Origin of the sequence: Flagellimonas lutimaris (assembly GCF_051494225.1) — a bacterium.
In the GTDB taxonomy this organism is placed as follows: Bacteria; Bacteroidota; Bacteroidia; order Flavobacteriales; family Flavobacteriaceae; genus Flagellimonas; species Flagellimonas lutimaris_A.
This window is the reverse complement of record NZ_JBNPYE010000001.1, coordinates 575679-588424: the sequence shown is the minus strand read 5'-3', so window position 1 is coordinate 588424 and position 12746 is coordinate 575679. Positions and strand designations below refer to the sequence as shown.

The 12746-nt window shown below is 37.9% G+C and carries 11 protein-coding genes; 10 read left to right on the top strand and 1 reads right to left on the bottom strand.

Annotated features, from left to right (window positions below):
* The first annotated feature begins 47 nt into the window (after positions 1-47).
* The 4 genes from ACQQ5U_RS02620 to ACQQ5U_RS02605 all read left to right on the top strand — a co-directional run bounded on the left by ACQQ5U_RS02620 (position 48) and on the right by ACQQ5U_RS02605 (position 5711).
* Entirely contained in the window at positions 48-254 is a 207-nt protein-coding gene (locus tag ACQQ5U_RS02620) for a hypothetical protein (RefSeq protein WP_437395383.1), read from the top strand.
* Between the two features lie 36 nt (positions 255-290).
* On the top strand, positions 291-2183 hold the full coding sequence (locus ACQQ5U_RS02615; RefSeq protein ID WP_437395382.1) for a tetratricopeptide repeat protein: 1893 nt from the start codon (positions 291-293) through the stop codon (positions 2181-2183).
* A gap of 733 nt (positions 2184-2916) precedes the next feature.
* The gene (locus ACQQ5U_RS02610) at positions 2917-3825 is read left to right on the top strand and encodes a serine hydrolase (RefSeq protein WP_437395381.1); all 909 of its coding nucleotides are present in this window, start codon (positions 2917-2919) and stop codon (positions 3823-3825) included.
* A 209-nt stretch (positions 3826-4034) separates the two neighbouring features.
* A complete protein-coding gene (locus ACQQ5U_RS02605; protein WP_437395380.1) occupies positions 4035-5711 on the top strand; it encodes a hypothetical protein in 1677 nt (558 codons plus the stop codon).
* A 197-nt stretch (positions 5712-5908) separates the two neighbouring features.
* On the opposite strand, the gene ACQQ5U_RS02600 is transcribed toward ACQQ5U_RS02605, so the two are convergent.
* Positions 5909-6106, bottom strand: coding sequence for a hypothetical protein (locus ACQQ5U_RS02600; RefSeq protein ID WP_437395379.1), 198 nt, complete (start codon positions 6104-6106; stop codon positions 5909-5911).
* 440 nt (positions 6107-6546) lie between these two features.
* On the opposite strand from ACQQ5U_RS02600, the gene ACQQ5U_RS02595 reads away from it, so the two are divergent.
* The 6 genes from ACQQ5U_RS02595 to ACQQ5U_RS02570 all read left to right on the top strand — a co-directional run bounded on the left by ACQQ5U_RS02595 (position 6547) and on the right by ACQQ5U_RS02570 (position 12661).
* Positions 6547-7548: a hypothetical protein gene (locus ACQQ5U_RS02595; protein WP_437395378.1), complete on the top strand. Its 1002-nt coding sequence runs from the start codon at positions 6547-6549 to the stop codon at positions 7546-7548.
* Between the two features lie 102 nt (positions 7549-7650).
* Positions 7651-8535 (top strand): hypothetical protein, encoded by an 885-nt coding sequence (locus ACQQ5U_RS02590; RefSeq protein ID WP_437395377.1) that lies wholly within the window; start codon positions 7651-7653, stop codon positions 8533-8535.
* Positions 8536-8739: 204 nt separating this feature from the next.
* Positions 8740-9465 carry a DUF6090 family protein gene (locus tag ACQQ5U_RS02585; RefSeq protein ID WP_437395376.1) on the top strand — a complete coding sequence of 242 codons (726 nt, stop codon included), beginning with the start codon at positions 8740-8742 and terminating at the stop codon, positions 9463-9465.
* 123 nt (positions 9466-9588) lie between these two features.
* Positions 9589-10218, top strand: a complete 630-nt coding sequence (locus ACQQ5U_RS02580) for a hypothetical protein (RefSeq protein WP_437395375.1) — start codon at positions 9589-9591, stop codon at positions 10216-10218.
* A gap of 336 nt (positions 10219-10554) precedes the next feature.
* Positions 10555-11424, top strand: coding sequence for an alpha/beta hydrolase (locus tag ACQQ5U_RS02575; protein WP_437395374.1), 870 nt, complete (start codon positions 10555-10557; stop codon positions 11422-11424).
* Positions 11425-11839: 415 nt separating this feature from the next.
* Positions 11840-12661 (top strand): LytTR family transcriptional regulator DNA-binding domain-containing protein, encoded by an 822-nt coding sequence (locus tag ACQQ5U_RS02570; RefSeq protein WP_437395373.1) that lies wholly within the window; start codon positions 11840-11842, stop codon positions 12659-12661.
* Positions 12662-12746 lie beyond the last annotated feature (85 nt).

The window sequence follows — 12746 nt, the reverse complement described above, 5'->3', positions numbered from 1 at the left end:
ACAGGCTCGAAATTAGAGGCATACACTCCTCAAACCTATTTTTGAGCATGGACAAAGTATGGACAGCTACCATGGACGATACCCAAAATCCACATGGACAACGTGATTTTAAATTTTGTACCGTTCATCGATTAAATACAGTAAAATCAATGGGTTTGAAACTTTTTTTGGATACAATCCCTCTTAAAAAGCATGGATTTTATATGGACAAGCCTTTCTTTGACCTTATAATCCATTGGGATTCAAATGCATAATATTTCTACCTTGTAGGACAAAATTCAACCTTAACTATGAGAAAATCGGTATTACGAATCCTCTATTTACTCGTTTTGGCACCGAGTTTAAACTTTGCTCAATATGATGCTTCACCACAACAAATCGATAGTCTTCTCGAAGCATTGGCAAGTACCCCACCCGATTCCTCCAGGACCCCCATACTGGTCAACCTTTGGCGGGCCCATATTGATAGGGATATCGACAAAGCTTTTGGGTATGCCGACCAACTCATTGATTTAGGGAAACAGTTGGACAATGTCCCCATTCAGCACACGGGCTACCAAAGAATGGGAATCGCCTATTCCTACATTGATGATTACCCCTCTTCCAATACCTATTATAGGAAGGCCATGAAACTGAGTGAGGAACACGAGCGGTATAGCTCCACGGCGGCCATGCAAATCAACATAGCTATGAACCATTCCATCATGAACCAGCATGACAGCACTTTGTTCTATGCCAAAAAATCCATGAAAAATTTCGCAAAAGAGCAGGATTCTACCGGTATCGCAGCATGTTACAATGTTATTGCCACAATGCATTTTTCCAAAGGTGAATATCGATTGTCCCTAGAGAACAATATTAAGGCCATGAACATTTACGAACGGTATAACGATCGCTACAGTTTAAAAGATGCCATGCGGGGTATTTCCAAAAATTATTTGAAAATGCGGGATACCACAAACGCCATCAAATATCTATTACAATTGGAAAAATTGAACAGAGAGGATAACGACAAACACGGGATAATTGCCACGCTCAGTAATTTGGGCGGCATTTACACCGAGATAAAGGACAGTCTGGAAATTGCAAAAGTTTTATTGGATGAGGGTTTGGAGCTATCACAAAACATGAAATTCCCTACGGGTCAAATAAACAATTTGTCCGCATTGGGCAGATATCACCAACAAAAAGGACAATATACCGAGGCCAAAACATACTATAAACGTGCGCTGAACATGGCAGATTCTATAGACCAAAAAGGGAATTTGGTCATCAACCAATTGCGTTTAGCAGAAATTAATGCGGAAGAAAACGAACTGGCCGAAGGAGAATCATGGGCCAAAAAAGCCCTATCACTTGCAACAGAAAGTGAACAATTGGAAAATCAGGCAAAGGCCTACCAATTATTATCGGAAATCTCAAACAAGCAAAATAACGATGGTTTGGCGTTGACCTATTTTAGGGAATACAAAACCTTGCACGATAGCATTTACAATATTGAGAACGGCCAACGTTTGTCCGAACTCCAAACCATCTACGAAACCGAAAAAAAAGAAGCCGAAATCGCTTTGCAAGAAGAGGAAATCAACACCTTGAACGCAAAAGCCAAAGTAGACAAACTCACCAAAGGACTCTATGCAGGAGGTATGGCCTCTGCCCTGGCCCTCTCCGGATTATTGGTGTTCGGTTACCGACAGAGAATAAAGAAAAACAAGATTGCCCGGGAAAAACAAGAGGAAATCTACAAACAGGAAATTGCCCACAAGAAGAAGGAACTCACCAGTCAGACCCTGCACTTAGTGCAAAAGAACACCTTTATCCAAGAGTTGATGGAGAACTTGGAGAACATCAAAAATTCCCCCGAAAAGTTCAAAATGGAGTTTAGGCGTATGGTAATGTTGCTCAAAAAAGAAAATGCCTCGGATAAGGATTGGGAAGTCTTCAAAACGTACTTTTCCGAGGTCCATAATGACTTTGACCAAAAGTTAAAAACCATTTACCCCGACATCTCCGAAAAGGAAATCCGCTTGGCGGCTTTTTTACGCATGAATCTCACCACCAAGGAAATTGCCGCTACGCTGAACGTGCTTCCAGACAGTATTCTTAAATCCAAATACCGTTTAAAGAAAAAGTTGGAGCTGGACAAGGAGACCGATTTAGTGAATTTTTTGAATACGCTCTAAAAATCAATCCGCAGATGTCAGTTCGAGTGATTTTCAAGGAAAATCGTATCGAGAACGGTTTCCACCCTGGCCTAAAGCTGATTCTCGATACTAATTTAGCCCAAGACCATGGGCTAAACTCACTCGAATTGACAATTTTATGTCCACAAGCTCCTCGCTGGTCAGGGATGACCCAGAAACCGATTTAGTGAATTTTTTGAATACGCTCTAAAAATCAATCCGCAGATGTCAGTTCAAGTGATTTTCAAGGAAAATCGTATCGAGAACGGCTTCCACCCTCGCCTAAAACTGATTCTCGATACTAATTTAGCCGAAGACCATGGGCTAAACTCACTCGAATTGACAATTTTATGTCCACAAGCTCCTCGCTGGTTAGGGATGACCCAGAAACCGATTTAGTGAATTTTTTGAATACGCTCTAAAAATCAATCCGCAGATGTCAGTTCGAGTGATTTTCAAGGAAAACCGTATCGAGAACGGTTTCCACCCTGGCCTAAAGCTGATTCTCGATACTAATTTAGCCCAAGACCATGGGTTAAACTCACTCGAATTGACAATTTTATGTCCACAAGCTCCTCGCTGGTCAGGGATGATCCAGAAACCGATTTGGTGAGTTTTTACAATTCGTAATAGCAAAATTCCTCCTTTTGTTAATAACAATACAAAAGAATACTGTTTAACCTATTGATTATTAAGGCTAATTCACCGAATTTAGTTATTCAACCCAACCAAAATGATCAAAACGAATTCATCAGTAAAATCCGTAATGGTGCTATTACTATTTTGCTGTGTGGCGTGTCAGCCCAAAATAACCGAAAAGGAGGCTTTAAAAGCCAAAGTCAGTAACCAAATCGATTCCATTAAAGGCGATGTCGCAGTAGCCTTTTTAAATCTTTCAAACCCTGAGGACAGGCTTTACATAAATGAAGAGGAAGAGTTTCATGCGGCCAGTACTATGAAAGTTCCCGTTATGATCGAGCTTTTCAAACAAAAGGAAGCGGGAAAAATCAATTTGAACGATTCCATCCTTTTAATAAATGAGTTTAAGAGCATTGTTGATGGGAGCCCGTACAGCATGGATATTGGGGATGATAGCGACGATGTGATCTATGGCAAGATCAACACCAAGGTGGCTCTCAAAGATCTGATGTACAGTATGATTACCGTTAGCAGTAACTTGGCCACCAATGTTTTGATAGAGCTGGTGGATGCCAAAAAAGTTACGGCCACCATGCGAAACTTGGGCGCGGATAAAATCGAGGTCCTACGAGGTGTCGAAGACCAAAAGGCCTACGATTTGGGCCTTAGCAACGCTACAACGGCAAAGGATTTATTAATAATAATGAAGGCCATAGCAACCAATTCTGCTGGATCCGAAGCCGATTGTACGGAAATGGTCCGTATTCTAAAAGACCAACAGTTTAACGACATTATTCCGCATAACCTGCCCAAAGATGTAGCGGTAGCCCATAAAACAGGGTCAATAACCGGGGTTCACCATGATGCGGGCATTGTTTATTTGCCGGATGGGAACAGTTATGTGCTGGTTTTACTTTCCAAAAACTTAACCGATTTTGATAAGGGTACGGCACAGTTGGCAGATATTTCAAAAATCTTTTACGATTACATGACAAAAGAATAACAACACCTATCCATGGAGTGATATTAAATGAATTTAGAACATATTTAAGAAAGAATAACCTTATAAACCTAAGAGCTGTTTTTGAATCGAACCCACACAAAGATGATTTTGACAGATATGTGTTTTTCAACCAAAATAAATTGATAGATAAATTCGGAACAGATGAGTTGAATTCAATTCCGATCTAAATAAAGTTCAGCAACTGAATTATGAGAAAAACCACCACCCTCCTATCTTTTGTAGCAATGCTCCTGATGAGCTGTCAAACCGAAAAGAAAGATAGCACCACAGAAACACCGACCAAAACTGAAAATTTCACTTCCAACGAGTATCAAGACTTGGTTTCCTTGTTTAAAGAGTGGCGAACATTCGAAAACCCTCCACTTTTGGACGGTGCTCCCGATTATACCGCAGAAACCTTTGAAAAACGCTGGCCAAGGTTCAAAGAATTACAGGCAAGCTTACAAGCAATCGACACCACCAATTGGTCCGTGGAAAACCAAGTGGATTGGATGATTGTTTGGGCCGAAATGAATGGCTACGATTTTAACCATCGAATCTTGAAACCTTGGGTGCGCGATCCCGCTTTTTACAAAGTGGTTTGGACCGCTAAAAGCGATGTGCCCGCCCATGAGGGGCCGACCAATCATGGCACCACGGAACTTTGGACCTATACCTTTCCTTTATCCACAGAAGAACGATCTAGGCTCCTGTCCGACTTAAAGGTAATTGTACCTTTCAATACGCAAGCCAAGAAAAACTTGACCGGAAACGCCCGGGATTTATGGGTCACCGGTATTCGGGATATCCAAAACCAGAGTGTGGTGCTCACCGAGTTAAAAGCGAACGAAGCCGTTACAAAAGATGCCGAACTGGTTGCCGTTATCGATGAGGCCATAGCGTCCACCAACGACCTTGTTTCTTGGCTACAGGCCGAATCCGAATCCAAAACCGGTCCTTCGGGCATTGGCAAGGACAATTACACCTGGTATCTACAAAACGTACACTTGGTGCCCCTCACATGGGAGGACGAAGTAATGATCCTAAAACGGGAGCTCTCCCGTGCATGGGCTTCGTTAAAATTGGAAGAGCACAGAAATAGAAACCTGCCCGAGTTAATCGCTGCAGACTCCCCCGAAGCTTATGATAAAATGGCCGATGCCTCTGCCAAAAGTTTGATGAACTTTTTGGAACAACAGGACATTGTTACCGTAAAACCCTATTTTGACCCTGCCCTACGCGAACATTTGGGCGAATTTATACCCATAGAGACCCGTAATTTTTTCGCCATTGGCGAGCATTACGATGCCAGACCGCTATACTCCCATTTTTACCATTGGTTTGAACTGGCACGAATGGACAATGAACCCCATAAAAGTGAGATACGAAAAGGCCCTTTATTATATAATATTTGGGATTCGAGGAACGAGGGAACCGCCACCGCCGTGGAAGAAATGTTTATGCAAGCAGGTCTTTATGATGATAGCCCAAGAACCAAAGAGATCGTTTACATTATGATCGCGCAGCGTGCGGCCAGAGGTTTGGGATCGTTATATGCACACGCCAACGAAATGACCATGGAAGAGGCCGGAGGCATCCACAGCGAATACACCCCTCGTGGATGGATGAAGACCGAAAAGGAACTGCTCATTTTTGAGCAACACCTCTATTTGCGCCAACCTGGGTATGGCTCCAGTTATATTACCGGTAAATATTTGTTGGAAAGTGCCTTGGCCGATTATGCCCGACAAAAAGAGCTACAGGGCGAACCCTTTGCCCCGAAAGGCTTTTTTGACACCCTGAACAGTATTGGCAATATCCCAATTTCGTTGGGCCATTGGCAAATGACGGGCTCCAAGGAGCATTTAAAGATCATTACAGAATAAAAACAACACCAAGCATAAAAACAAAAGAGGGCCGCAAAGGCCCTCCCACCCTTTACCATTTTCCAATGAACAATTGGCACTGATCAATAGCCATTCGAGTAATTCGTGAAATGTATTCCAATTTGCTTTAATTTGAGTCTTGTTTCTTGACTCCTGACTCCATTTTCAACGTTCCATCTCCTTTCACCCTTCACTCTTCACCTTTCCCTAACAATCCCCTCAACACACTCCCACAGCCCTTTTATAAGGTAGAGGGCATCCTTTTCTTCCTCATCAATGGGTTCGGTGGAGTGGTACACGGCAATATTGTGCAGCAGTTTTAGGGATTTTACCAGATGGGGACCATCCAGCGCATCGGCGTAGTGTAACAATTGTACCTGGGCCGGGCTGAGCATGTGGAGAATTTTGGGAGCGCTTTGCGCGTCCGCGCTACTGCCTTGGGGGCAGTTTTTTTGACCATCTTGTGTTGACATAAGTAAGTAGGTTTTTAATGAAACAAAAAGGGAAGGTCACCGTCAACACATTCCAAGCAATGCTCAGATAGGTCTTGGGACTTACACCCATATGCCTTCCCAGTTTTTTCTGTTTAAACCGATTTTGAAATTTTCGCATTGCGAGATTATTAAAATGTGTTGACATTTCAAATATACATTTTATCCGGAAACACAAAAGGGTTGTTGGTTAATAACTTTCTTACAACTCAGAAGGTTAACGTATTGGTTTTGAGGGAAATTTCGGTGAAATTAGTAACCGATGATCAAATACATCGGTTATAGGCCCTATTGGGGGTATAGGGATGTATTTTATATTTATATAAAGAAGTTGGCAACAATTTATGAGTGAGCTGGAAACATCAATAATTGAGAAGGTAAAATCAGAACTTAAAATAACCGAAGAGATTGATGCGTTTGGACTTTACGACATTCTATACAAATCAAGAAATCTTTCTCATCCAGACTTGGTTGAGCCAAAGCTGCAAGAAGAGGCCAACGAAAGATTTAAAAGACTAAATGGGCTGCTAACCGAATTAAAGGTTTACTTAGATAATTTAAAACTTTCAAAATCAGCAAAAGAACTTGTTGTTTATGAAAAAAACTATCAATCTATAATTGACAAAAGTTTAATAGTACAATTAGAAGAGAAAAATAAAGGATTAAAAGTTTCTTTATCTCTTAAAGAACACGAAATAGAAAGATTAAAAAAAATTATTACCAAGGCTCAAGAAGATAAATCGGAAGAACTTAATACTCAATTAAAAGGCCTATACGAACCGAAAAATTCAAATTTTATAGTTTTAGGTATTTCTGCATTTCTGTTGTTATTTGTTAACATATTATCCCAAATAAGCTCTTTAAAAGATTCAATAGTTGATTTAATTCCTTTTGACATCATATATCTCAATTATTTATTATTTGGACTCTTAATTATAATTGGATTAAAGCTCTATTATAAAAACTGGAAACTTAAAAAAATTCAAAACTTCGCTGAAATACTTAAATCCTCAAAAACCATAAGTGACTTTTTCATTTTTAATGGAAAAGAACACGATGACTATTTTAATAAAAAGTACTTCTTGGAAAGTGATTTAGAAAATTTTATCGACTCAAGATTTTCCAAACAAAAATATAGAGGTTACGATTACAGATATAGAGGCGAAAAAAGTTTATATCAATTTTATAAGAAAAAATTAATAGGTGATTTTAAATCACTTTTTACTATTAATGACCAAAAGAGTTTGAATTACTTACGAGATATTTTTATTTATAATTTATTGACCAAAGGCTACATAAAATTTGGGAAAACAGACAATTTGGATCGTGAGTTTATTGTGGAATAAAAACTTTTGCTAACAATGGCTAAAAATATTGCTGTCCTACAGGGTAGCAACGCTTTTTAGAACCGTTGGCAGTAATTAAAACCAATATCGAAAACATTGATAATGCTTCAGCTTCTTTTTCAAACAACTTCACCTAATTGGTTTGACTTTTTAAGTTTAGCTGTAACGGTTTTGAGTATTCTTGGAGCATATTGGATTGCTGAGAACGTTTATAGCAGAGAAAAAGGAGATAAAAAAGTGGAAGACATTTCCCTGCAATACTCTGAAAATGAACTTTTCAAAAATAACTTAAAATCAATTCTACAACCAATTTCAAATCAAATTGATGCGATAGAAAGTTACTTGGGAAAAAAAGATTTCAAAATGAAATTTTATCCAGAAATACAAGTCGATTTTTTACAATTTGTGAGTATTAAAGATATTTATCGAAAACATGGGTTCAATGACAAGGAAAAAATTCAAGATATAAACAAACTAATGACCTCACTTTATTCTTTATATGATTTTAGAGAATCTTTACGAAGTGAAATACGAACCTACATTGAAAAGTATAACTATCACGAAGAAAAATTCTATTCCTACAGACTTTTACTGTACACTCGTTATTTTGAATTATGCAATAAACGTAGCATTGATATAAAGTTTGAGGATGGTATAAAAAAATGGAGTTTCAATGCAGAAGATAAGTTTATGACTGATTATTCTAAATTAACTTTAGACGCATTTCATGACGAAGAAATAATGTCGAATAATGTTCTAATAAACAGAAATAAATTGATAGAAAAATTTGTGGAACCATTAAGTGTAATCTCTGCCAAATACATCCCTGAAGATTATAACGCTATCGAGATAAACGAAATTTCTAATGAAGTTATTGCTGCGTTTCAAGACATGGAGTACATCACCAGTAAGCATTTTGAAGTTCTTAATGGATTTATAGAATCACTTAACATTGTAAAAGAAAAAATTAATTCATTCTTGAATTAAAAATAACTACTCCCCCGCTACCGCAAGATTGTATCTTGTGGGGCACTTGGTTTACACCGTCCATCGTTATTTCGACATGAGGAGCACGGCGACGATTGAGAAATCTCCTGTAACCATTCCCATTTCTCACACTCCCTTCGATCGGTTCGAAATGACAAGTATCCAATTCATTAAAAATCCTATCTTTAGAGAAACCAACCGCTTGTGATTAAATTCTTTAGGAAAATCCGTCAACAACTACTCTCTGAAAATAAGTTTGGAAAATACCTGACCTATGCCATTGGAGAAATCGTGCTAGTGGTTATTGGAATTTTGATTGCACTTCAAATTAATAATTGGAATGAAGCCAAAAAGGACCGAGCCTATGAAGTAAAAATGTTATCAGAAATCAAAAGAGGGTTGAAGGGAGACCAAATTAACTTACAAGAGCAAATTCAGGCTTATGAAGCTCTAAAGAATACGGTAGATTATTTTACAAGCTTGACTCAAAATAGAGTTACTTTTCATGATTCTTTGCAGTCCGAATTATGGAATTTAAATATTGGAAGATATTATCAGTTCAATACTGGCCCCTATGAAGCATTAAAAACTTCTGGAATAGATCGTGTTTCCAATGATAGTCTACGAAATCACTTAATAAATTTCTTTGATTTCGAGTTGATATTGTTCAAAACTCAAATTGACCATGCAACAAGACGATATAGGTCCAATGTAGAACAATTGCTCTCACTTCGTGAGTTTCCATATCTTGATGAAAATAACAATTGGATAGTTAATCGTATTCCTAACGATATCTTACAAAAACCAGAATTTATTTGGCTTCTTGCAGATATTGAATGGAGAGCATCCAGTGCGAAAAATACCATCGAAAAATTCACCCCAAAGATAAATGCTCTATTACATCAGGTAAATAATGAAATTGATAAATAATGATAGCACAACAATGGCTTTGATTCATTGTTTCCCTCCTCCCCTAAACTAAATTCCCTACTTTTAAGACAACAAACGATCATAGCCAAGAACATGATAGCATGTTTGTAAAAACCGAGGGATATGCTAAACCCAAAAGGCTTATTAAAATTTCTTCCTACCATAGGAATACTGGTGTTCATCGGTATTTACATTTATGCTTCCAAACTATACCCCGGCGGTTCGCTGGCAGATATAAATTCAGCAGGTTTTGATTGGCTCAACAATCATTGGTGCAACTTAATGCGTGAAAACGGCTTGAATGGGGTTCAAAATCAAGCAAGACCCGTTGCCATTGCCGGCATAACCATCCTTTGCGCTAGTATGATCATCTTTTTCTTTCAGTTTGCAGATCACTTTGAAAAAAGCAGAAATTGGAAAATAATAATTAGAATCTCGGGAACTTTAGGAATGTTGTCAGCAAGTTTCATTTTCACCAAATACCATGATATTATGACAACTATCTTAAGTGTATTTGGCACCTTGGTCATTATAGGAATGTTACGAGCACTTCACAAAAACCAATTAACCGTTTTAATGGTAATGGGTGTGTTTTGTATGATCATTGTTGGGTTAAACAACTTCTTTTACTACAATGAAAATCTAACCCAATATTCTCCTATAGTTCAGAAAACCGCTTTTTTACTGATACTTTCCTGGACGGTCTGCCTCAATTTAACCATTAATAAAAATGTGTTGAAACAATGGCTATAATGCATCGTCCCCCTCCTCTTCTTAAACTAAATTCCCTACTTTTAAGAAAACCAATAACCAAAGGTCGAAATCATGGCCGAGACCGTTGTGTGTCACTTAAAAAAGGGAAATCAATTTCTAAAATGTACATTGGTTCAAAAATATAAATATTATGAAAGTATTAAATTTGTTCTTAATCAGTTTCATTATGGCAACTACCCGTTGCTGTTGGACAATGAAGTGATGAAATAAAAATCAAAGAAGGATGGCAATTAGCGGCACGACAATCAACACAAATTCTTTCAGAATAAAAGATTTTTCAAATAAATTCAACCTTTCTATTTAAAATTGAACAATATGAAAATCATAACATTTTTAATATCCTTTCTCTTTTTGGCCATTAACACCCAGGCACAAAGCCAAAGTAAAGTTTTCGATTCAAAAACACTTCATAGTAATATTTTAAATATGGAACGTAAGTATTCGATTTATTTACCAGAGGGTTATGAGTCGTCTGAACGTACGTACCCGGTCTTATATCTATTGCATCCGGCAGGTCCGTCTAACACGATTCCAAATCAGCAATCATGGTACTATTATGGAGGATTGAAACAATATTTGGATAAAGCCATTGAAAGTGGTGAAATTGCACCAATGATAGTTGTAACACCCGACGCCAACTTCGACACAAAAAGAATCAGTTATTGGAATGACCCCGAAGGTGATTTTAATTTTGAAAATTACTTTTTTGATGAATTCATGCCCTACATAGAAAAAAATTATCGTTGCAGAACAGAGAGGGGCAGCAGGGCTTTGGCAGGTGCTTCATTGGGAGGAGCAGCTGTTATACAATATATCCAACACCACCCTGAAGAATTTTCTGTTGCCTGTGCATTGGCTGGTGCTGTAAGAAAATATGATTACGAATATTTGAGAAAAAGGTATCCGAATGTTAATGAAAAAGGATTGATGGAATGGTATAAACCGTATGATGTTTTTGCGTATTACGAAAATTTACCTGATGATACAGAGAGTGGGATAAAGTTGTATATCAGTTGTGGTGATGATGACCACTTATCCCCGAATAATGTAATGTTACATACTGTTCTTAAAAAGAAAGGTATAGAACATGAATTCAGGATCCAGAATGGAGCTCATAATTGGAGCTACTGGCGTTCTGTTACACCTGAATTTATAAAGTATATTTCGGATTCCTTTCTTAAATAAATAATATAGTAATGCATCTATCCCCCGCTACCGCAAGATTGTATCTTGTGGGGCGCTTGGTTTACACCGTCCATCGCTATTTCGACATGAGGAGCACGGCGACGATTGAGAAAACTCCTGTAACCATTCAGATTTCTCACACTCCCTTCGGTCGGTTCGAAATGACGACGATTTTATCCCATTTAGGGAGGGTTGCAAACAATGGCAATAATTCATCGCTCCCCTCCTCCCTAAACAAAATTCCCTACTTTTAAGAAAACCAATAACCAAAGAAATGGTTTCGTCCTGTGGCCGTAGCTCACCAGTCGCCAGCCATAACGAAATCATGGCCGAGACCGTTGTGCTTTATTATAACAAACCGTAATAATATTATTTCAAAAGAAAATGGAAGTATCTTTAGACTAAACTTCGCTTGATGTTTTCAAAATATCTCGACAAATACAACGACACCCTTATATTCCTAATATTAATACCTTTTATTAATACCATTAATTACCATTTAACCTATACCAATATTCGTTGGGACTGGTACACCTATACCACTTACCTGATAGATACGGCTCAAGGCTATGTTGCATGGTGGATTATAAGGGTTATAATAAGATTTTTAGATCGAAGATTGCCCTACGATAAGGCCTTGATGAAGCGCTTATTTTTGCAATTGTTATTGACCAACATTTTTGCGCAAGGGTTTATTATTCTGGCTACCGTTGTAATAAATGAAATTTTTGGGGACCACCCCCTGCCCATAAAATTCTATACCTATAATCTTTTTATCTTTTTTATTTGGATATTGGTCATCAATGGGATTTACATTGGAATGTATTTTTATGACCAATGGCTAAAAACGCAGTCGCTTCGCGAAAAAGACAAGAAACTCCGGCTACACGGATTTGAAGTTCAATTGGGGAAAACTGTTGAAACAATACCTTTTGAATCGATTTCTGCATTTTATGTTGATGATGGCGCAACATATTTAAAAACGAAGGAAAACAAGAATTTTGTCCTTGATAATTCGCTCAACAAAATTATGCCATTACTACCCCAAGAACTTTTCTATCGACTAAATAGAAAATTTATTCTTCATAGAGATTTAATTAAAAATTACAGTAGGGATATTAATGGCAAATTAAGTGTATCCATATACCAAACTAAAAACCTTCCCGATAAAATTATTGTAAGTAGAACCATTGCCCCAGATTTTAAGCGATGGGTAAGTATTACATCTCATGACTGATGAAATGCAATTGCTACATTTCATACTGAAATTTGCTACACTTCAAGAAAACGACAAAAAACTATTCATGGTATTCACTTGAATC

Excerpts from the sequence above, each read along its gene's own strand:
- ACQQ5U_RS02610 (WP_437395381.1), top strand. The coding sequence starts at position 2,917 with ATGATCAAAACGAATTCATCAGTAAAATCCGTAATGGTGCTATTACTA.
- ACQQ5U_RS02615 (WP_437395382.1), top strand. The coding sequence starts at position 291 with ATGAGAAAATCGGTATTACGAATCCTCTATTTACTCGTTTTGGCACCG.
- ACQQ5U_RS02590 (WP_437395377.1), top strand. The coding sequence starts at position 7,651 with ATGCTTCAGCTTCTTTTTCAAACAACTTCACCTAATTGGTTTGACTTT.
- ACQQ5U_RS02600 (WP_437395379.1), bottom strand. The coding sequence starts at position 6,106 with ATGCTCAGCCCGGCCCAGGTACAATTGTTACACTACGCCGATGCGCTG.
- ACQQ5U_RS02620 (WP_437395383.1), top strand. The coding sequence starts at position 48 with ATGGACAAAGTATGGACAGCTACCATGGACGATACCCAAAATCCACAT.
- ACQQ5U_RS02605 (WP_437395380.1), top strand. The coding sequence starts at position 4,035 with ATGAGAAAAACCACCACCCTCCTATCTTTTGTAGCAATGCTCCTGATG.
- ACQQ5U_RS02575 (WP_437395374.1), top strand. The coding sequence starts at position 10,555 with ATGAAAATCATAACATTTTTAATATCCTTTCTCTTTTTGGCCATTAAC.
- ACQQ5U_RS02580 (WP_437395375.1), top strand. The coding sequence starts at position 9,589 with ATGCTAAACCCAAAAGGCTTATTAAAATTTCTTCCTACCATAGGAATA.
- ACQQ5U_RS02570 (WP_437395373.1), top strand. The coding sequence starts at position 11,840 with ATGTTTTCAAAATATCTCGACAAATACAACGACACCCTTATATTCCTA.
- ACQQ5U_RS02595 (WP_437395378.1), top strand. The coding sequence starts at position 6,547 with ATGAGTGAGCTGGAAACATCAATAATTGAGAAGGTAAAATCAGAACTT.